A 22464-nucleotide genomic window follows, 5' to 3' on the forward strand; every position below is an offset into this window, starting at 1 on the left:
GATGCCCTGCCCGTTGACTACGCCACAGCCGTCTGTTTTTCGTACAGAAATTGCAGTACCTGTTGGCGATACTGATGAAACAGCGGGTCGTTGGCCAGCGCCAGACGCGAACGCGGTCGCGGCAACTGTACATCGAGCACTTCACCCACCTTGGCCGCCGGACCGTTAGTCATCATCATCACCCGGTCCGAGAGCAGTACCGCTTCATCGACGTCATGGGTTATCAGCAAAATAGTGGTGCGCAGTCGTTGCTGAATCTCCATCACGGCATCCTGCAAGTGCGCCCGTGTCAGAGCATCGAGTGCGCCAAAAGGCTCGTCCATCAGCAACACCTTGGGCTTCATCGCCAGTGCACGGGCAATGCCTACCCGCTGCTTCATGCCGCCTGATATTTCACCCGGCCGTTTATCCATCGCGTGGCTCATATGCACCAGTGCCAGGTTGTGCTCAATCCAGTCGTGCATTTCAGCCTTGCTCATTTGATGTTTAAATACCTGATGCACCGCCAGCGCCACGTTGTCGTAAGTGCTGAGCCACGGCAGCAGCGAATGGTTTTGAAACACTACGCCACGCTCGGGGCCGGGACCGGTAATCTCGTGGTTGTCACACAGCAGCACACCTTCTGATGCCTGACTCAGCCCGGCGATCAGGTTGAGCAAGGTTGATTTCCCGCACCCCGAGTGGCCAATCAGGCTCAGCGTTTCACCCTCGGTAATATCGAAACTGACGTTGTCGAGCGCCAGAAACGGGCCTTTTGCGGTAGCGAAGCTTTGGCTGACGTTTTGTACCCGAATAATGGCTTTTTCACTGTTCATGGCAGTCTCCTATCGGTTGTCGTAGCTAAAGCGGCGAGCAATGGCCATCAGCCCCTGCTCCAGCACCATTCCCACCACGCCAATAAGCAAAATGGCGATGATAATGTTTTCAACGTTGAGGTTGTTCCATTCGTTCCAGATCCAAAAACCTATCCCCACGCCGCCGGTCAACATCTCTGCGGCCACGATAACCAGCCAGGCGATGCCGATGGACAGGCGCACGCCGGTGAGAATATAAGGCAGCACCGCTGGAAAAAGGATTTTGCGCATCACGGTAAATTCACCGAGTTTGAGCACCCGGGCAACGTTGAGGTAGTCCTGCGGAATACGCATTACCCCCTCGGCGGTATTGAGGATCATCGGCCAAATCGAGCAGATGAAAATGGTCCATGCCGAAGCCGGCTCAGCGCGCTGAAATAGCAGCAGACCGATGGGCAACCATGCCAATGGGCTCACTGGGCGCAGCAGTGAAATAATCGGATTGAGCATGCTGGCCACGAAACTAAAACGGCCAATCAGAAATCCGGTCGGGATCCCCACCAGTGCCGCAAGACCAAAGCCGATAGCCACCCTTTTGAGTGAGGCGAGGATGTTCCAGCCAATCCCCATATCATTGGGACCGGCGATGTAGAACGGACTGGCAAAGATAATTTTGGCCGCCTCCCACGTTTTTATCGGCGTGGGAAAGCCTTTGCTGCTCAGCGCGGCAATTTGCCAAATCACCAGCAGCACCACCACGCCGAGCAGCCCCGGGATCGCCTGTTGCATAAAACGGCGGGCTGCCGCCCTGAATTTGCTGGGGTACCCCGGTTTTGTCGGCGGAAGTTGCGCGCCCGCCGTCGCAGTTTTCATGGGTACGATGTCGGCACTGACCGGCTCGCCAGCAAGGGGAATAATCTCGGCACTTTGGGGACGTGGCGTGCTGTTGGCGAATAAAGGTTGGTTGCTCATTAGGCTTTTCTCCTAGCGTTTCATGGCAAAACTGTTGGCGTACTCGGCAGGCTTGCTGCCGTCCCAGATTTTTCCGTCAAACAGCGTGCTGCTGCGCATATCACTCGGCGGTAAATTAATGCCCCCGACCGCCGTGGCAGCCTGCTTGTAAACGTCAATGCGGTTGATCTTCTTTGCCACCGATAAATAGTCGGGATCTTTGTCTAGCAATCCCCAGCGCTTGTGCTGGGTGAGGAACCACATTCCGTCGGAGAGATAGGGATAGTTGACCTGCCCGTCATGGAAAAAGCGCATGCTGTGGCTGTCTTTCCATTTTTTGCCTAGTCCGTTTTCATAGTCACCGAGCATGCGACCCTGAAGGGTTTCAACTGAGGTATTGATATAGGCGCGGGCGGCGACGGTTTGCGCCGTTTCGATGCGGTTGGCGTCCGAGGTGTCAATCCATCGCGAGGCATCGAGCACGGCGGCGGTCAGGGCGCGGGCCGCATTAGGATTAGCTGCGACCCAGCTGGCGGTAGTACCGAGAATTTTTTCAGGATGATCGGGCCAAATATCCTGCGTAGTTGCGGCGGTAAAGCCAATGTCATCGAGGATGGCGCGCTGGTTCCACGGCTCCCCCACGCAGTAGCCGCTCATGTTGCCAATCTTCATATTCACCACCATCTGCGGCGGTGGCACCACCACGTTGCGCACGTCGTTAAACGGATGAATACCATAGTTCGCCAGCCAGTAGTAAAGCCACATGGCGTGGGTGCCAGTCGGGAAAGTTTGCGCAAAGGTGTAAGTCCCCTTAGCGCTGGCCGCGACATATTTACTCAGCGAAGCCCCGTCGGTTACACCCGCTTGTTTGAGTTGATTCGACAAGGTTATCGCCTGACCGTTGTTGTTCAACGCCATCAGCATTGCCATGTCGTGCTGCGGACCCGCCACGCCCAGCTGTAGTCCATAAACCAGACCATAGAGCACGTGTGCTGCATCAAGCTCGCCCGAGACCAGTTTGTCGCGCACCGACGCCCAGCTTGACTCTTTGCTGGCAATAATTTTTATGCCGTATTTTTCATCGAACTTTTTAACCGCCGCCATAATCACCGACGCACAGTCGGTAAGCGGGATAAAGCCCACGCGGATTTCCCTTTTCTCAGGCGCATCGGACCCTGCCGCCCACGCGGAGTTCATTAATCCCGGCAGCATCATGCTGCCGCCCAAGGCCGCGCTTGCTGCGATAAATCGACGACGCGACACCTGTTTTCTCTGGTTCATTGCGGGTCCTTATGGGGTAACAGCAAAAGTGGCTAATAAATTTCAGGCAAAAAAAAAGCGTCCTGTTAGCGCTCAGTTTCCTGAACGCTAACGGACGCCTTTATCCGTAATCCTGACTAAGCCGCCATTGGCTTAGTACTTGTGTAAAAGATAATGCAGCTTACGTGCCAACTTACATTAAACAGCAGAGCCATGGTAAATCAGTGAGTTATGCAATCTGCAATTCCAAACGGGTCCTTTATTGCACTGTCTGACACCTTTTGCACAACCTGATGGCACACTGCCAGTGCAACTACTCCTTAGGGATTACTCGGCTTTTTGGCCAGTAAATCCGCCACCGCCAGCATCGCTTCGGCGATTTCGGCCAGCTTTTTGTTTTGGTTCATCGCCATATCGCGCAACGTTTTATGCGCCTGCTGTTCGCTAAGCCCATGGTGCTGCATTAACAATCCTTTGGCTCGCTCGATGAGTTTGCGTTCGCTTAACGAGGCGCGTAATCCCGCCAGCTCGGCGTCCAGTGCCTGCAGTTGTCGAGACTGCTCTTCAACCAACTCTACTATTGAGCGCCCAAGCTGCGGATTCAGGCCAGCGGTTTGATACTGTTGACCCTCGGCAGCAGCGGACTGCGCCATAAATACCGCGTATTGGGCCTGATGGCCCACCATTGGCAGCTCGAGACTGGCAATGTTCTTCTGCCCAAGACTCAGCGCCTGTTCAGCCTGAGCAATACGCACCTTGCAGCATTCCATCAGCACATCTTCAAGCCGGTCTTCTATCCGTTTCATGCCATCAATACGGGCAGTCGTCACGTCAAACCAGCGTAATGCTACGTCGGTCGGCTCGCCAACCGGTTTGGCGCGGGTGCAGGCTATGCGGCGAAAACGCTCAAACTCACTGCTGTCTAACGTCTGTTGCTGCTGCCACAGCGCCAGACAGCGCGCATCGGCGAATTCTGTAAAGGTCTGGAAGCAACGCTCCTGCCCGTCAATCATCGATAACAGTTGCTGGTGTGCACCGTCGTCAAAATGGCGAGCAGCAAAACCGGCGGCACCCAACGCCCGTTCCTGTCCCGCTAACTCTTTGCCCTGCATAAAACTGAACATCGCCAGCAGCGCACGTGAAATAGTCGGATCGGCCGAGGTGTCAACGGCTTCAAACACCAGCGAGAGATGGCTGTGGATCACGTCGCAGTAAGCGTTCATGGCCTCTGGTTGACCTATTGCGCGCGCTGCAATCTGCTGGCGCAGCGCTGGCAAGATGCTGAGGCTATGCAACACGGTGGCGATGCGGCTAAACAGTCGTGAAGCATTGCCCATAAACTGGCCGCTTTGGTCAAGCTCGCCTAACTTGGCGGCTAAAAGCTGCTGGGCCAACTGAACTTGAGAAGCCCTTTCTCCTAAGCGGTCACCAAAATATTGCCCCTCTGAACAGAGAAAAATGTTGGCCGTTCCTCGCTCACGCTGCAGCACGTGGATAAGCTGGCTCACCACGCCCACCAATTCTCCCATTTGCAGGAGTTGCCGCAGGCAGAGTATTTCACTGTTTTTAGAAGCCAATACAAAGTCCAGGGCAGAAATAGTCATCGGTAAAATGGGTCCAAATAAGCTTAACAATGTTAAGGGCTAAGCAAGAAGTGTGCCGAGGTAGACTTTATAAGATGCAGTTATCTCTAAAATAAAACCCCTACTTTTAGGGTTTACGAAATGAATAATCGGCATGGTTAGCATCGCTTTATAAATTGACTTAAGGGAGAGTGAATATGTAAAACGTGGCACTGCGGGGGAATCGTTTGAAACGCGGCGAGTGATTTCAGTAAAAATTTAGCGTCGAGTTTGGTTTTACGTTTATCTCCTTACACGTAGACTCACTACAGAGGGTAATACTCTGGGTATAACAGATTAACTGTTTTATAGTCACTAAACTTAAACATTGATGCCCCTCAGTTATGACCAAGGGGCATCAATGTTAATTACGCTTCGCCAAGCACAAAGCCTTTCGCCATCGTCACGTGACGATCACACATGTGGTCGATGACGTCGGCGTCGTGGCTCACCAGAATCATCGTCAGGTCACCGGCGGCCTTCAGTTCGTTAAGCAGGTTGAGGATTTCTGCCTGAACGGACATATCCAGCGCCGAGGTCGGCTCGTCGAGTAACAGCAACTTGGGTTTGAGCAGCAGCGCCCTGACAATAGCCACGCGCTGACGCTGGCCGCCGGAAAGCTGATGCGGATAGCGGTGGATAAGCGCGGGGTCTAACCCCACCTGCCGGAAACCTTCAGCGACTTTCTGTTCGATGTCCTGCTCTTTGAGCAGTTTCAACGGTTCACTCAGCGTACGCAGCAGTTTGTGTTTTGGATGCAGAGAAGCATAGGGGTCCTGAAACACCATTTGCACTTCGCGGCGCAGCGAGCCGGTAAACGGTTTGCCCGGTGTCAAACGGTGACCCAGCAACGACATATTGCCACTCCACTGAGTGTTAAGACCGGCCAACACCCACAGCAGTGAAGATTTGCCGCAGCCTGAAGGCCCGACAAGACCAAAGCATTCGCCCTGCGTGATGGTCAAATCAACGTCGTGCACTACCGTTTTGACGTCGTAACCTTGACGATGGGAGACACTGAGCTGGTGCAGCTGGGCGATAATTTCCTGACTCATGACTGCCCCCTCTCACCGCCGAGTTTAGCCAGTAACTCACGGTCCAGCACAGGCAGCACCTCGCCACGCGTAGCCCTGCTCGGGCGACACGACCAGAGGGTATGGGTGTAAGGATGGGTCGAGTGCGCCAGCTGGTCCGACGCGAGGCGGTCAACAATCTGCCCTTTATACATCACCATCACCTGCTCGGTATATTGCGCAACTTGCTGTAAATCGTGGCTTATTAGCAGCAGACCCATATTACGTTCGTCAACCAGACGTTCTATCAATTTCAACACCTGCTCACGCATTTCAAAGTCCAATGCCGATGTCGGTTCGTCGGCTATCAGCCACTGAGGGTGATTTATCAGCGCAATCGCCAGCATGACACGTTGCCCCATGCCGCCCGAGAGCTGGTGCGGATAGAACTTGCTGAGCTGTGCAGGATGCGGCAGGCCGACGGCGTTGAGCATGTCGAGGCGCTGTTCTTTAAGCTCGCTGCGGCTGAATTTTCCGTGCAGGCGCAGCGGTTCTTCCACCTGCTTGCCAATCGACATGGCCGGATTAAGCGCGTGTTTCGGGTCCTGCATTACCATGGCAATACGGTTGCCGCGCAGCTGATTCCATTCGCGCTGTTTTAAATGCGTCAGGTCTTGCCCACCGAGTGTAAGTTGACTGGCCTGCATCTCGCACGGCGACGGCAACAGCCCCATCAACGCCCTTGCGGTCATCGACTTGCCTGAACCTGACTCGCCCACCAGCGCCACCCGCTGCTGGCCCACGCTAAATGAAATGGATTTAACCAGCTCAATCGGCTGCGGGCCCGGCACGTAAACGGTCAGGTCTTTGGCCATCAGCAGGTTGGATGCATCGCCTGCGCCATTAATTGCCGTAGATTCAATCGCCATGACGGGTATCCATTTTATCGCGCAGGCCATCGCCTAACAGGTTAAACGCCAGGCTAGCGAACAGAATCGCCCCGCCCGGCGCGGCGGCCACCCACCATTGGTCAAAGATAACTTTACTGCCTTCGGCTACCATTGAGCCCCATTCTGCGGTTGGCGGCTGTATGCCCATCCCCAAAAATCCGAGTCCGGCGGAAGACAGAATTATGCCACCGAGGCTCAGTGCGGCACGTACCACCGCGCTTGGCAGACACAGCGGTAAAATGTGGCCAAACATCAGGCGAAAACCGCCAATGCCTTGCATACGGGCAGCGGCCAGATAGTCACTGCGGCGCAGCGCCAAGGTCTCGGCGCGGGCCTGTCTGGCGAACGGCGGCCAACTAGTAAACGCCAGCGCCAGCGCGCCGTTCATCAGACCTGGGCCAAGAATCGCCACCAGCGCCAACGCCATCACCAGACTGGGCAATGACAGTACAATGTCGGTGAAACGCATCAGAATACGCTCCACCCAGCCACCAAGATAGCCGGCGCTAATGCCCACCAGCAGGCCAAAAGGAATGGTCAGCAGCAAAATCAGCGACACGAGCAGCAACGTAGGTCTGGCACCAAAAATAACCCGTGAAAGCAGATCTCGGCCAAAACCGTCAGTGCCTAGCCAGTGTTCGGCAGAAGGTGGCATCAGGCGGATTTCGATATGCTGAATGTTGGGGTCAAACGGCGCCAGCCACGGCGCAAACAGCGCGGCCAACAGCAGAATAATCGCCAGCGTGGTGCCGAGAGAAAGCGTAGTCAGTCGACGCGGTCCTCTGCTGGGCGTTACCCGCACCTGGGTCGGTTGTTCAGGAATGAGTTGTGTCATAAAAAGTGCTTACCGGGTTCGCGGATCGAGTAAATAAGTCAGCGCATCAGCCAACGCATTCAGCAGAACAAAACAGGTGCCAATCAGCAGCGTCGAGCCTAAAATTGCCGGCGTATCGGAGGCAAACAGCGCGGTGGTGAGATAACGACCCACGCCGGGCCAGGCAAAGACGGTTTCTGTCAGCACCGCACCTTCAAGCAGGCTGGCATAGGAGAGGCTCAGCACAGTGATAAGCGTACCCAACACGTTGGGAAACACATGACACAGCAGCACGCGTGCGCGACCTGCGCCTTTTGAACGGGCGAGGATCACGTACTCTTTGTTCATTTCGCCCAGCATAGAGGCGCGCAGTAGGCGGGTAATACCGGCCATTGACAGCAGAGCCAGTACAGTAACCGGCAGCCACATGTGCTTAATGGCGTTGAAAAACATCTCGCGATCGCCAGACAGCCAGGTGTCAATCAGCACAAAGCCGGTGCGCGGTTCCAGGGTGTAAAGATAGGCGTCATCAAGCCTGCCCGGACCTCCGGCCCAGTGCAGTACGGCGTAAAACAGCAGTAATCCAAGCAGGCTGAGCCAAAAAATCGGCACCGAATAGCCCAGCAACGACACCAGCCGCACCACGTTATCAATCCAACTGCCTGGTTTATAAACGGAAAGCAGCGCCAGCGTTATGCCCAGCGCCGCGCCGAGAATAATCGCGCAGGTTGCCAGCTCAATGGTGGCCGGGAAAGTATGCATCAGATCGGTAGCCACCGGCTGACCGGTAATGCTCGACATGCCCATATCGCCGTGCGCCAGATGCTGTAAATAGTGCCAAAACTGAACCGGCATCGGTTTATCTAGCCCTAAATCTTTGCGCACCTGCGCATAGGTTGCTTCGCTGGCGTGGTCACCGGCAATCTGCAACGTCGGGTCGAGCGGCGCTAAATGAGAAAGCGCAAAGGTAAAGGCCAGCAGCCCAAGCAGAGTCAGCATTAACGAAACAAGGCCGCCTACCAGGCGGCCCGACCAACGCCAACCCTGTCGGAACAGCCCGACCGGGGGAGTACTGTCTATCATTACTTGGTGACCTTGCTGTAGAACACCATGTCAGGGTTAATGCCCTGTACGTAGCCTTTAATGTTGTCACGTACGGCAATCAGGCTGCGCGCCTGCAGGCCAATCACAAACGGAGAACTTTTCTGCACCGCCAACTGCAGCTGGCGATAATCTGCTACGCGCTTGGCCTTGTCGTTTTCGGCAGTCGCTGCCAGCGTCAGCTTACTAAGTTCTGGAATGCTCCAGTTGGCGCGCCACGCCAGCGTATTGCTGCCATCTTCCGGGTTATAGGCAAAGGCCGCCGCGTTAGTGTTAGGGTCAAAGTAGTCCGGGCCCCACGAGGAGAGCGTTGCGTCGTAGTTGTGTGATTTCACTTTCAGCGAAATTTGCGAGCTCACGCCCGGCTCCAGCTTAACGGTCACGCCGCCCTGAGCAAAGCTCGCCTGCAATGCCTGGGCAATGTCGAGGTACGGTGGCTGGTTGGTCACCGCAATGGTGAAGCTCACATCCTTCAAACCGGCTTTTGCCAGAATTTCTTTTGCCTTGGCCGGGTCAAACTTGTACGGATTGTCGTTCAATGCGCCTAAATAACCGTCCGGCAGGAACGCCTGATGCACCTGGAACTGGCCCTTAAGCAGGTCTTTGGCAATGTGCTCATAGTCAAACAGGTAGCGCGACGCTTCCCAGAAGGCCGGATTACCGAGCGCTGGAGAAGCCTTAACATTGAAATAAAGGAAATAAAGAGAGGCATAAGGCACGGCCAGCGGTTTAACGCCCGGTTTGCCTTCAAGGCCTGCCATTTGGTCAGCACCGAGGTTGCGTGCCATATCTGCGTCGCCCTGCTCAATGAGCAGACGTCGCGCGGCGGCATCGGGCACATTTTTAATCAGCACGGTAGGAATTTTTGGCGCGCCGCCAGGCGAACTCGGGTTAGCCTGCAGCACCAGCACCTGATGCGGCACATAGGTGCGAATTTGATACGGACCGCTGCCTGCGGAGTGGTCACTCAGCCACTGATGGCCGAAGTCGTCACCTTTGGCGTTTTGTGACACCAATTTGGAGTCAACGATAGAAGAAACCGGCGCAGAAAGCAGGCTTAGCACGAAGTTCGGGCTTACGTTTTCGGTCCAGCTGATTTTAACGTGTTGTGCATCGATCTTGGTCAGGAAGCCATCAACGTTTTTAGCGCTCCAACCCAATTGGGTCAGAATAAAGGAAGGCTCAAGGTTAAGTTTCACCACACGCGCGAGTGAATAAATCACGTCATCTGCCGTCAACGGATTACCGCTGGCGAAGGTCGCCTTCGGGTTCAGGGCAAAGGTCACACTTTTGCCGTCACTGCCCGCCTGCCATGAAAGAGCCAGTGTCGGCTTCAAATCGATAGGGTTGTTCGGGTCAGACTGGATTAAACGCTGATAGATATTGTTAAACGCCTGCACAGTGGTCAGTTCAAAACCCTGAGCTGGGTCAAAGCTGGACGCGTCGTCCAGAGACTGAGCAATAACCAGAGTATTGGCCGGTGTCGCCGCCTGTACGGAAAAAGTAGCAGCCATGGCTGCAAAAAGAACGGAAGGAATTATTTTTTTCATTTATAAACGCTCTTATAACTTAGCGAAGTTGCTAATGATTTTGGGAGTGTATGGGAGATATGAAGAGACAATAAAGTCATTTGCGCTCTAACGTTATTCAATTTTTGCATAAAGTGATGCAAATGGTTATAAGTTAGTCAAACCGGTCAGGTTCGACTGATAAATCTTTACTCCCCAACGCCTGCGAAACGTATGGCTGCCTTAATCGGGCAATATCCGCCGTTCAACGACTTGCGCTTTCTTACTTATAGCCTGCTGCTGACGGTTAAACACCTGCAATCTGGATAAATTATTTCGAATTTCTTTAGTCTTAATATCATTAATTTCCAGTTCAATCACCCTGCTCTTATAATTCAATCGAATAAGCTCTTGCTCTGCGCTGTTGCAGGTTGGCGTGAGCAGCACAGTATCGAGCACTTTCTGAAGTTGCTCGGTAATTTTTGAGGAGTTCGCTTCGTTATGCTGTCCCTTTAGTTCAGCCAATCTGTTTTCGAGAACAGCCGTTTTATTGGCATCCCGGTTCAACATCTCAAGCTCTCTATCCACGACAACGAGGGACCGCAGCTGCTGAGTAAGCTCTGCCATCTCGCAGTCGTCATCCCTGATAATGTGCTGATTAGTGGTATTTTTATGCTGAGCGGGTTTAACTGGAATTGCCCCCTCGGCACTGTACGGCCGCACTGTTTCAAGACGCATCTGTTCTTCCGATTCTGCCACCCGCGATAAAATCCCGGTAAAAAGTGCCTGTATTACGTTAATCGACTGCGGCTGAACGTTCTCAGGCGCGTTCATCGCCTGCCTTCTCACGCTTTCACTGTGCTCAAAAAGACGATCCTTTAGCTCTGATGTCCGGCGGGAGGCCTGATTGGCCCACTGAAAGCCAGCGCTAACCCCCGCAATATTGTCAAAGAGGTCAAAAAATTTATGACTTGGCTCTTTTCCCGCTACACTTTTCGCCCTTCTCGCAATATCGCTACAGGTTGCTCTGGCGATATTCAGCTGCTCAATTCGATTAAATTCAGTTTCCACCGCCAATATAAACTGGGGCATTGCCGCAATCAGCTTCGCATGAAGCAGGCCGGTTTCTGTAGCAGCCTTCGGCTTTATGGCTTCATCGGTGTTCTTACATTTCAAATCATATGTTTGAGATTTTAATAATTTCTTCAGTTCACTATTTTTCGGTAACAGGTTTGAACCTTGAAGTTGTTGCACAATCCTTACAGCCTGATTGGATAATGCGCGAGGATGTTTGAACCAGTCTTCAATTGCAGCGTGTTTTAAGCGGTTAAAACCGTCCCTCTCTGACTGCATTATAATCATGGAATGTGCAGCATCGTTTTTTTTGCTTTGCAGAAAGTCCCGGAAGGGTTGGTGTGACTTCGCCCGCTCACCCGCGGCCAACAGTAGCTTAAAGAACTTATGGGTAGTTTGATGCTGCTCGCGGTTAATAAGCGTCAGGGAGCGGGTGCCAAGCGATGTATTCCCCCCCGTCTCGGTCAACATATTTCTGTATACATCTTTAGAGGATATTGCGCCTAGGTCGAACAATAATTGCATTAGCTCAATGTAATACGACAATGCAGCATCGACAGCTGCATTATAGTCGCTAATGCTCGCGAGCCTGGCTCCAATGTTAGCATTCATTTCTACATGCTTTACTGCTGCATCAGGGAATTGCTTTGCTAGTCTGGCCGCTGACAGCAGCGTTGCATAAATTGAGGCAAGCTGTATAGGCGTTGTTAAGAATGAGTCACTCAATGACGGCGTTAACAGCGCTGCATCAGGTGCTGTCAACCGAAAACTTGGGGGGGTTTGGAGCCTTGAGCGCTTAGCGACAGGTGGCACATAAATAAACACAGGCTCGGTGGTGCCGATATTATCCTCTACCGGCTCCTGTTTAATAATTACATCTAATAAGGGATGGGTATCAAGCCAACTCTTGACCTCTTTGCGTGATATTTTCCACCGTATCGAATTCTGATTAATATTCTGCGCACGCTCAGCATCGGACATAATATCCACACCATAATATTGCGACAAATGTATTCCTGTCACCTCCATCAATGTCAGGATTTCAATATTCTCTTTATAAAGTTTTAGCAGTCGTTCCTTTTTTTTTGCAACGTCAACGTCAAAACCTGGATCATACACTACGCCATAAGAGACAAAATATTCCTCACCAGGCGCCACATCCCTTATCGTTATATAAGCATTAAGTCTGTTGCCAATCTGAACCGAGGCCACATTATTTTCTGCCAGTTCAGGTGTATTCGGTAAACAACCTGTATTGATATTGCTCAGGACATTGCCACTTTGATAGGCATCAACGATTATTTTTTCTGTACGTGTCGCCCAACTGTGGGAATAACTGTTTGCAGTGCCTCTTTTTCGCACTATTTTTTTTAAATTTTCAGCGTTGACTAATTCACCGGCATAAATACCTAGCACTGTGTAGGCGGCAACGGGATCGGGTCCAGGATTCAGCACACCCATCCCCAAATTGATTATTTCATCGCTGTCAGGTGCCTGACGGTGCGTCCCCCGGCTGACCATCAGCTTATGCATTCTCTCTGCCTGCGTCGTTTCATGGACAATCTGACGCCGCACTTCCGACAGTAAAGTATTTTTAAGGCGTTTAGCCTTCTCAACATGCAGGGTGTTAAAAACGGCGTGCATTCCGCCCCAGCCTGTCACTTTAATCGTATTTATTTGTTCGAGAGAGCTAAGGCCCAAGGTCTGCAGGGTGAGGCTTTTATGAGGGTCAGTCACAGAGTGAACAATAGGCAGGCTGTTGTCTAATAATGGTCGATGGGTCAGTCGCAAAGTATCGCTATTGGCGACGTTTGCCACCTGCCCAGCGTCGTCGAGTGTTATCTCATCAATGGTCTGTTCAACCCTAGTGGGTTCGGTTTTAATGGTTATGGCAGGCGAAAACATCTGCTTTGCAGCAAGCTGAAGGCGGGACTTTTTAATCTTATAGCTTACCGCGGAAATAAATGTCGTTATGTCGACTTCACAGCGTCTGGCAAAAGTTAACTTGTGAATTTTTGCTTCTTCAAACTTCACCCGATTTGTAAGCCAAACCGTTGTAGCAAGTTCGGAGTTTACTCTGCAATGCGTATTTTCAATAATAGCGTCAATTACATTTTTTTGCTCGGTAGATAGCGCTATTCTCGCCTGACGCTCGCAGCGAACTAACCATTCTAACGACTTCGGGGGGACGTTGGATTTACTGGCGAAAGATTCTAGTGTAATCCTTAATTCATTAAGGATCGTCTGATTATTCAACCAGGCGCAGGATGCTTTGACTACATTATTCAAGCACTTTTCCGCGCATATTATATTATCAATTAAATTTCGTTGCGTGTTCGTGAGTTCGGCATGTACCTTTTTTTCATGTAAAACGTTACGCCTCAGGGAGGTTGGTTTTACTTTACACGCGGAGGCAAATACGGTTTGATTAATATTTGCGCCAGTAAGTTCTTGCTCACAGTCAAGCCACGCGGTTACAGCAAGAGCAAGAGCAGTCTCTTTCTTTTTGGCCTTTGCTATTTTTCTTGAGTCAATAATACGCTGTAATAGCGCTTGCTGAGTCGCGTCGAGAGAAGCTTGTATCTTCTTATATTGAATAACCGCTTGGTTAAATGACTGCACCTTGAGTTCACACGCAGAGACAAAGCTTATTTGATTAATCCCCCGACCCGCCAAACGAGTTGCATTATCCATCCAGACTCTGGCAGATTTAGTGATATCTTTCTTACACCCCGTAGATAAGATGAGGCTCTCTAAAAATGTTTTATTATCCTGAGAAAGCTCAACCGCAACTTTAGTTTCAATAAGAATGTTTTTAGATAAATAGCCTGGATGAAACCCGCATAAGCTAGAATAAGTACTTTGTTTAATTCCTGCTTTCTCTAACTCTATTCCTCTATCGTTCCAAACCCGAGCCGCAAGGGTAATACTATCCTGACAGCCCGTTTCGTGAAATAAAGTATTGATAAGTATTTGCTGTTTCTCATTCAGACTCACGTTTTTCTTTTTAATGAAGGATATTTTACCTACCTGATAACTAAGATTTTTCAAGCCAATATGACAGTAATCGCTAAATACATCTTGCTTGATTTTTTGACGTATAAATGCATCTTTGTACTTTAACCATACGGCGGCAGCTTTGACGGCATTTTCAATGCATCCTTCATCTTGTATTATTTTTTTTATCCTAACTTCCCGCTGTTGCAAGAAGTTGTTGAAAACCTTCTTTTTAAAAGTGGTTAATTGTGGCATCGATGAAGGAAAACCGTGCGATTCAGCATCATGTGAATCATCCCCTCGCGGGTTTTTATTATTTAATCGACTTAAATTAGTATTGACAACTCTCAACACAACACCGTATTTATGGGCAAATATCGGCCTTGAAATTCCTGAGGCAATAAACTCATCCTTGAAGTTTATCATTATCCACGCAGCATTATCTAAACCCCTTGAAATGCCGTATTCATTAATAATACACTGAATAAGCTCTTCCTGCTCAGGAGAAAGAACTTCATTAACTTGTTCTTTTTCATACAAATAATTAAAAAATGAGTGTAGACTAACCTTACTTTGTACGGCAAAAGATCCTGGTGTTATATTCTCCCTTTCAAATTCGGCCTTATTATTCAACCAGACCTGCAGTGTTTTTTCTAAACTCCCCGTGCAGTTTTTTTTAGCAATAATGTTTTCAATATACTGCTGCTGTGCTGCGTTAAGTACCACTCGGGACTGTAACTCCCGAGTAATGCTTTTAGAAAGACTATCAAATTTGACGTTGCAAAACTTGGCAAAATGCTTTCGACCCACTCCTGCTTGCTTCAACTGCCTTTCATTATCTAGCCAAACGATGCTGGCTTTATCTCGGTCAGTACTACAGTCCATAGGGTTAATTATTTTGTCTAACAATTCTTTTTGCGCTGTGGTTAATTCTGGCTTGACTGACTGCCTAAGAACATTGTCTACCACGGTCTTTTGGGTCTTGGAAAGTCCATATGTGGTGCTTTGCTCTCCTAACTTTACCGAATAAGAGACTGGAGTTGCAGCGCTCGCCTCTACTCTACTTACATTATTTAAGAAAGACTGTCTGGAGAAAGATATCCTTGCTGAATTGGTCGTGGATAACCCTGGCAAAGATGGCAGGTAAGATGCAGATCTTTCAACGCCGGTAAATACCGATAAATCGCTCATTTATACTCCTGAATTACAATTCATTAATATGTTATTAATACGCTAATTAAATAAGGCACCATGTGGACGCGCATTAAAAGAAGAGTGAAGATCTATCGATTTGTTAGCAAGAAGAGTTACGCCATATTGAGTATATAAAATAGTTATGAGCGAATAATAATAAATAAGGCTTTTATACAATACGTAAATAACAGTCAGACGTAACGTTTAGGCTTGGCTTTAATGAAAATAACCTGCGGTAAATATCCCCGCAGGTTGACAGAACGGGTGATTAGAAATCGTAAGTCGCCGAAAGCTTGAACTCACGCGGGTCGCCCTGAGTCAGATACCCCCCGGTGGCCGACGCCCAATATTTCTCGTTAGTGACATTTTCTAGCGTTGCACGCCAGGTTAGCGTGCTGTCTTTAACCGGCATAACGTAGCGCAGACCGAGGTCAAGACGCGTCCAGGCGTCTACCTTCAGGGTGTTTTCTTCGTTGGCATACTGTGGTCCAGTACGGATAACCTTGCCGGTTGCCGTTAGGCCGCTCATGCCCGGCAGGTCCCATTCTCCTCCCACCACCCATTGATAGCGCGGAACGCCCACGGCGTCGTTGCCGTTGTAAGCGCCGTCCTGCGTTTTAGTCATGTCCGGGTCCATAAAGGTGGCACTGCCGTTGACGCGAACGCCCAGCAGCGGTTCACCGAACAGATTCAATTCAACGCCGCGGTTGCGCACTTCGCCATAGTTACCGTAGGTGTAGGTATTATTTCCATTGCTGGTGTACATACCGACCGGTTTGGTTATCTCGAAGAACGCCAGCGAGGTGGCTATGCGACCAAAATCTGCCTTAACCCCCACTTCGTTTTGCTTGGAGGTTTCAATGCCTGAAACCTGGCCACCGTTAGTCACCAATACGCTGTTGTAAGTTGTGCCAGCGGTTTCACCCGACTGCAACGCCTCAATATGGTTGGCATAAAACGAAACATGCTCCCACGGCTTCACGACCAGACCAAAGGCTGGCGTGACTTTGGTTTGGTCGAAACTTGAGCTGGCGGCGCCGGTGTAGTCATAGTTCATGACCATCACATTTTGACGGCGTAAACCGGCGATCAACTGCAGGCGATTATCGAGCATTGAAAGGGTGTCTGAAAGCATCACACCTTCGGAACGCGTGCGGTTAGTGACACCCGGACCTGACATATCACCACCGGTATACAGCGTGCCCGGTTGCTGATTTACAGAAACTGGGTCATAGATATTGCTGATAATTGAGCTGCTGCTCAGCGTGTAGGCGCTGCGCACTTTGCGATAAAGCGAGCTCACGCCAAAGTTAACGCTGTGGCTGATAAAGCCGGTATCAAACTTGCCGCGAATACCGGCCTGACCTGAGACGCTGTCGGATCGATACGGCACCGTCATGCGGCTGGACGATGAGTCACCACTGTTGTCAGTGAGCGTCGGCGAGCTGTAGATACCGTCTTCATGGTCATGATTCGCCCCACCGGCGGCATAAACGGTCCAGTTATCAGTGAGATCATACTCGGCTTTCAACAGGCCAAACTCATTGGTCATATCAGTGTAGGCCCACTGCTGGCCGTAGTTACTGGTCGATTTTGGCGCAGAAGGAATTTCGGTGGCGGAGCCGAGATAAACCACTGGGCGGCCGCCGTGAATGGTTTGCTTGGTAACGCCGAAATCAAACGATGTGCGGAATCGATCGCCGCGATAGTCCAGGCCAATCGATCCCATGGTTAGACGTTTTTTCTCATTATCGATGGCGGTATCACCTTCACGATGCACCATGTTTACGCGCACGCCAAACTGATTGTTATCCCCGAAGCGACGCCCCAAATCTAGCGAGCCGCCGGTTTGTGAAGATGAGCCATAATCGAGGGAAACGCGGTTAATCGGGGCATCGGTTGCATGTTTAGGTTCAACGTTAACACTGCCACCGACGCCCGTCCCACCGGGAGGAACGCCGTTCATAAAGGCGCTCGATCCTTTGAGTAGCTCGACGCGGTCGGCCAGCTCCAGCGGCACTATCTGGCGGGGAAGAATGCCGTACACCCCGCCGTAGGACACGTCATCGCCGTCAAGCGGGAAGCCGCGAATAACAAAGGTCTCGGCATAGTTGCCATAGCCATTGGCGGTTTGCACCGAGGCATCGTTGCTCAGCACGTCGCCCAAAGTACGGCTCTGCTGGTCCTGCATCAGTTTAGAGGTAAAACTTACCACGCTGAAAGGCACATTCTGCGCGCTCTGCTCACCTAAAAATCCTAAACGTCCACCGTTGGCGAAACCGCCGTCAAGATAGGCAGGAACTAACTGATCGCCGCCCGATTTAAAAGGCTGGGGTGCAGCGGTGACGGTGATGGTATCGCCGCTTTTCACGCTAGTTGAACTGGCGCCGTTGGCGGCATTCATGGTGGCAGGAGTCGCGGCGGCAAACAACGGCATACTGACCAATGCAAGAGCGGCTGAAATTGAGACTGACAACAGCTTCTGTGGCGTCGAAAGCGCCCGCTTAGCCGATTTTTGCGCGTGCATAGATTTCCCTGAAAGAAAAGATAATGAGAATGGTTATTAGATCGATTCACATTATGAGCAGGCGCACTGCAATTACAACCCCAGGAAACGCGGGTGTTTGACAGTTTTGTGTAAAAGTTCAATTCATGAAGTAAAAAAAAAGCCTTTCTCGAGAGAAAGGCTTTTTTTACCTGACAGAATGGGGTCTCAGGTAAGCTGAATACCCGGCATCGGGGCATCAATGCCTAATAAAACTCTTACCTGGTTGACTAATTCGCTCATGCAGTCATCCCGCATGCCGTAATTTTTTAGTTCTTGTTCAAGCGAGAAAAGATATTGCGCATTCGTGCCCAGTGGGCCGCTGGCTTTAGCGATGAGTGGCGCGATAACCTGATAGCGAGTGTCGGCTTCAAACAGCGGATGCAGCGGGTTCATAATAAACACTAACGCAGTCACCGTTCTACCGTCCGTCAGTTCAAGGTCGCACCAGGTTGGATTATAGCAGCCGGTGAGCATCTCACGCTTCCACAACAGCTCAAGGTCTTCACGCAATTTTTCTTCCGGCAGGCGGAATGCCAGGCCGGTGGTGCTGCCGCCCTCTTTCAACGCCAGCATACGACCCGGCTGAGCCTGAGTGCCTCGACCCGCGGTTAAACGTAGGCAAAAAGCGCGATGGAAACCGTTAAGGGTGGCAGGACAAGACTCTTCGGAGTCGAAGATAGGATTCCACATCAAAGAACCGTAGCCGAATATCCACACTGGGCTATTGTCCGGTCTTCTCGCCAAGGTACAGTCGAGCGAGGCCGAGCGCTGTTCTGAGGTCAATAACATTGACTCATCAATGCTGCCGAATGCTGTTTTACAGTCTGCGTTACGCAGAAAATCTCGGGTTAACACCATTCATCACCTCCACTCATTAACCTTGCCATAACTTTTTAAGCGTCTTCTCCCTCAGTGAGGATTTATCGAGATAGGAAATTTCTTTATGCCCATACATAAATCAGGCTGATTTAATAAACCATATTCGTTTCTTACTCAGCAATCAAGAATGAGTTTGATCACAAAATGAAAATAAACCATAAAAGTGTAAAAAAAGGCACATTAAGTTGAAATAAAAGCCCTCGACGCTTTTTTATGGCCGAGGGTAATCAGAATAAGATGAGATTAATTGGTGTTTTGCATTTGCTGGGTGAGTAGTGTACGCAGAGGAACACTGCTTTTGATTATTGGGGATTTGATAACGATATAGCTAAAATACTTGTCGATACCAATATTCTTATCAAGTAAAGATTCTATGACTTCCTGATAGTGTTCAATGCTGCGGGTGATGAAACGCAGCAGGTAATCATAACCACCGGTAATCAGATGGCACTCGATAAGCTCATCATATTCGCGGATGCAGTTCTCGAACTTTAAGAACTCTTCTCGACGATGCCCCTGTAAAGTGACTTCGGTAAATACGGTAACGGAGTCGGTGATTTTAGGCAGATTAACGTGCGCTTCATAGCCGGTAATGTACCCCGCGCTTTCGAGGCGCTTCACGCGTTGCAGGCAAGGACTTGGGGACAGGCCCACAGTATCGGCCAGGTTAACGTTACTGATGCGACCGTCTTTCTGCAGCTGAACCAGTATATTGATGTCGATGCGATCAAGTTTTAAAAAGCCGTTCATAGCACCTCACTGTCTTCTTGAGCGTCGACCGAGAATAAAGAGCAGGTTTCCCCCTGCGTCTGATTCGACCCTGAAATTACATATAATCCATGATTAATACACTAGGGTATATCATGATTTTATATCTCAATACCAGAGCCAGACACAGAGAGTTATAATGCCGATTATTTAATCAAAGTTTTGAAATAGTTAGAAAAAATCAGTCAAGGCGGCCGGTTCCACGTGCCAGTGCAATATCAAAGATGTGCATCGCCTCTTCCAACTGTGCATCGGTGGTGACCAACGGCGCAAGGAAGCGAATGGTGTTGCGATACAGGCCGCATTTAATCAGCAACAGTCCAGCATCGCAGGCGCAGTGGAGGATCTTTTCCGTCAAGGCTGCGTCTGGCTTACCGGTGTCATAGTCGACAATTTCAACCGCCTGCATAAAACCCACACCGCGGACTTCGCCGATGCAGGCATACTTCTGCGCTAACTGACGCAGTCTGGCCTCGAGTTGTTGACCCAGTTTTACCGAACGCTCGAGCAAGCGCTCGTTTTCCAGTACATCGAGTACGGCAAGCGCCGCAGCACAGGCCAAAGCGTTACCGCCATATGTGCCACCGAGGCCGCCCGGCGTCGGTGAGTCCATGATTTCGGCTTTGCCCACCACGCCTGAAATAGGCAGCCCACCGCCGAGGCTTTTGGCCACGGTAATCAGGTCAGGGGTGATGTTAGAGTGCTGAAAACCAAACATTTTCCCCGTGCGACCAAAGCCGGTTTGCACTTCATCGCAAATCAATAAAATGCCGTGCTTGTGGGTTAAGTCACGCAGTGCCTGCATAAAGGCTTTTGGCGCAGGCAAGAATCCACCGTCTCCCTGCACCGGCTCAATCATGATTGCCGCCACGCGGTCGGGCAAGGTTTGCGTGGCAAACAGTTTATCCAATGCGTTGAGCGAATCTTCGGGAGTAATACCGTGAAACGCATTCGGATAAGGAATGCGATAAATATCACCGGGGAAAGGCCCAAAGTTTTGTTTATAAGGCTGACTCATACCGGTAAGCGCACAACCTAACAAGGTTCTGCCGTGAAAAGCACCGTCAAATACGATAACGCCGGAGCGATCAGTAAAGGAACGCGCAATTTTGATGGCATTTTCTACCGCCTCGGCGCCGGAAGTGAACAGCACAGATTTATAATGCTCGCCCTTCCCTACCACTTTATTTAGTCGTTTTGCCAACTCGATATAAGGAGGGTAAGCGACCACCTGAAAGCAGGCGTGTGAGACATTTTCTAATTGACGCTGCACGGCTTTAACCACCTCAGGATGATTATGCCCAACGTTTAATACCCCAATACCACCGACAAAATCAAGATAACGCCGACCGTCGTCACCCCAGACCTCAGACCCTTTAGCCTTCGTTACCACCAGAGTGTGTGCCGTGACGATGCCCCGCGGCACGTGCTCTTCACGCAGCGCAAGCCAGTCGATATCATCTTCAATGATAGATTGGGTGTTTAATACATTGTGCATGGTTTACCTCATCAATTAATTCGGGCGCTGTCAGAATTTGATTCAGTATCTCAATACACAGGTTTATTTCGTGCCGTAATGCCGGTTCAGAAAAAATATCATGCGGAAATGGGGCATTGGTAACGCAGTTATTTCTTTAGCATTCAATGTTTATTCGAAGACGCCATTCCCCCGCCTAACCTTCCCCAAACGAACTGAACCCCGAATGTTGGATTTTCTAATCCTCATTTGGGGTTCAGTTCACTTTTCAGCGGGGGAAGGCGGGGATGGGGAGGCAAACGAGTCATTAGCCGAGATATTAATTCATCCAATTAGGAACCGGCAGCTGGATCCGCACGACGTTCGCGAACCATGCCACGCCGTCCGGGATGATGCTGTCATTGAAGTCATAGGCGGGATGATGCAGCGGTGCCAGCGGTTTAGCCCTGCCGTCACCCTGACCAAGCCACAGATAAGCACCCGGTTTTTGCTGCAACATAAATGAGAAATCTTCCGAGGTCAGCGCTGGTTTTGGGGCCACGCCGGATTCAAGACCAGCACGTTTTGCCGCCTGTAGCGCGACGTCAGCCTCGGCTGGAGTATTCACCGTTGCGGGGTAGTAACGATGATATTTCACCTCGGCTTCTAGACCGTGTGCGGCGGGAACGTGTTCTGACATTCGACGCAGGCTGGCTTCGATAATGTCCTGCGCACGAAGGTCGAAACTGCGCACCGTACCCACTATCCGCGCCTCGGCCGGGATCATGTTGTGCGAGAAACCACCCTGTACCTGCGTCACGGTCAACAGTGCCGGATCGGTAGGGTCAATGCAGCGTGAAACAATAGTATTAAGCTGAACCACCAGCTCACTGGTAGCCAGCATGGTGTCAGGTGAAAGATGGGGCTGAGCGGCATGCCCACCGCCGCCATAAACGCGGATATCAAACCTGTCGGCCGCTGCCATTATTGGACCCACACGGGTTTGTGCCACGCCCCGCGCAAGTTCCGGCCAGTTGTGTACGGCAAAAACCGTGTCGCACGGGAAGCGGGTAAACAGGCCGTCTTCGATCATCGCCTTCGCCCCAGCCTGCCCCTCTTCCGCGGGTTGGAAGATAAAGTTTACCGTGCCGTCAAAGTCGGCGGTTTTCGACAGCAGCCAAGCCGCGCCGAGCAGCATAGTGGTGTGTCCGTCGTGGCCGCAGGCGTGCATAACGCCGTGGTGCTTACTCACGTATTCCGGCGCCCCCTGCTCGATAATCGGCAGGGCGTCCATGTCGGCGCGCAGTCCGACACTTTTATTGCTGCTGCCCTTGCGCAGTACGCCTACCACGCCGGTTTTACCGACGCCCTCGTGCACCTCCAGGCCGAGTTCACGCAAAAACGCAGCCACCACTTTCGCCGTACGATGCTCATTAAACCCCAATTCAGGGTGCGCGTGCAGGTCGTGGCGCAGCGTAATAAGGCGCGTCAGCACTTCATTAATCAGTAACCTATCGCCATCAACGGCAACATTG

15 protein-coding genes are annotated in these 22464 nt (G+C 51.0%); all 15 read right to left on the bottom strand.

All coding sequences use genetic code 11. From position 1 onward, the window contains the following. Positions 1 to 17: 17 nt before the first annotated feature. Entirely contained in the window at positions 18 to 815 is a 798-nt protein-coding gene (locus tag GA565_RS13535; RefSeq protein ID WP_055779822.1) for an ABC transporter ATP-binding protein, read from the bottom strand. A 9-nt stretch (positions 816 to 824) separates the two neighbouring features. Next, positions 825 to 1667: a nitrate ABC transporter permease gene (gene ntrB / locus GA565_RS13540; protein ID WP_152201497.1), complete on the bottom strand. Its 843-nt coding sequence runs from the start codon at positions 1665 to 1667 to the stop codon at positions 825 to 827. 111 nt (positions 1668 to 1778) lie between these two features. Then, complete coding sequence (locus GA565_RS13545; RefSeq protein ID WP_055779828.1) at positions 1779 to 3026, bottom strand: CmpA/NrtA family ABC transporter substrate-binding protein; 1248 nt, start codon at positions 3024 to 3026, stop codon at positions 1779 to 1781. Between the two features lie 299 nt (positions 3027 to 3325). Then, a complete protein-coding gene (locus tag GA565_RS13550; protein ID WP_055779831.1) occupies positions 3326 to 4609 on the bottom strand; it encodes a nitrate regulatory protein in 1284 nt (427 codons plus the stop codon). Positions 4610 to 4995: 386 nt separating this feature from the next. Continuing rightward, positions 4996 to 5682, bottom strand: coding sequence for an ABC transporter ATP-binding protein (locus GA565_RS13555; RefSeq protein WP_084982813.1), 687 nt, complete (start codon positions 5680 to 5682; stop codon positions 4996 to 4998). Further along, entirely contained in the window at positions 5679 to 6569 is an 891-nt protein-coding gene (locus GA565_RS13560) for an ABC transporter ATP-binding protein (protein WP_370518050.1), read from the bottom strand. The genes GA565_RS13555 and GA565_RS13560 overlap by 4 nt, the downstream gene beginning before the upstream one ends. After that, complete coding sequence (locus GA565_RS13565) at positions 6559 to 7425, bottom strand: ABC transporter permease (RefSeq protein ID WP_152198891.1); 867 nt, start codon at positions 7423 to 7425, stop codon at positions 6559 to 6561. Before GA565_RS13565 ends, GA565_RS13560 begins: the two co-directional genes overlap by 11 nt. A 9-nt stretch (positions 7426 to 7434) precedes the next feature. Further along, positions 7435 to 8487 carry an ABC transporter permease gene (locus GA565_RS13570; protein ID WP_152198892.1) on the bottom strand — a complete coding sequence of 351 codons (1053 nt, stop codon included), beginning with the start codon at positions 8485 to 8487 and terminating at the stop codon, positions 7435 to 7437. After that, a complete protein-coding gene (locus GA565_RS13575; RefSeq protein ID WP_152198893.1) occupies positions 8487 to 10055 on the bottom strand; it encodes an ABC transporter substrate-binding protein in 1569 nt (522 codons plus the stop codon). Before GA565_RS13575 ends, GA565_RS13570 begins: the two co-directional genes overlap by 1 nt. Before the next feature lie 201 nt (positions 10056 to 10256). Next, positions 10257 to 15275 carry an SET domain-containing protein gene (locus tag GA565_RS13580; protein ID WP_152198894.1) on the bottom strand — a complete coding sequence of 1673 codons (5019 nt, stop codon included), beginning with the start codon at positions 15273 to 15275 and terminating at the stop codon, positions 10257 to 10259. Positions 15276 to 15546: 271 nt separating this feature from the next. Continuing rightward, the gene (locus tag GA565_RS13585; protein WP_152198895.1) at positions 15547 to 17805 is read right to left on the bottom strand and encodes a TonB-dependent siderophore receptor; all 2259 of its coding nucleotides are present in this window, start codon (positions 17803 to 17805) and stop codon (positions 15547 to 15549) included. A 186-nt stretch (positions 17806 to 17991) separates the two neighbouring features. Further along, positions 17992 to 18681 carry a gamma-glutamylcyclotransferase gene (locus GA565_RS13590; protein ID WP_193311987.1) on the bottom strand — a complete coding sequence of 230 codons (690 nt, stop codon included), beginning with the start codon at positions 18679 to 18681 and terminating at the stop codon, positions 17992 to 17994. Between the two features lie 267 nt (positions 18682 to 18948). Next, positions 18949 to 19455 (bottom strand): Lrp/AsnC family transcriptional regulator, encoded by a 507-nt coding sequence (locus GA565_RS13595; RefSeq protein WP_152198897.1) that lies wholly within the window; start codon positions 19453 to 19455, stop codon positions 18949 to 18951. Positions 19456 to 19654: 199 nt separating this feature from the next. Continuing rightward, complete coding sequence (gene gabT / locus GA565_RS13600; protein ID WP_152198898.1) at positions 19655 to 20971, bottom strand: 4-aminobutyrate--2-oxoglutarate transaminase; 1317 nt, start codon at positions 20969 to 20971, stop codon at positions 19655 to 19657. A gap of 298 nt (positions 20972 to 21269) precedes the next feature. Continuing rightward, positions 21270 to 22421, bottom strand: a complete 1152-nt coding sequence (locus tag GA565_RS13605; RefSeq protein ID WP_370518099.1) for a M20 aminoacylase family protein — start codon at positions 22419 to 22421, stop codon at positions 21270 to 21272. Positions 22422 to 22464: the final 43 nt, after the last annotated feature.

It is taken from the genome of Rouxiella sp. S1S-2 (assembly GCF_009208105.1).
Classification (GTDB): Bacteria; Pseudomonadota; Gammaproteobacteria; order Enterobacterales; family Enterobacteriaceae; genus Rouxiella.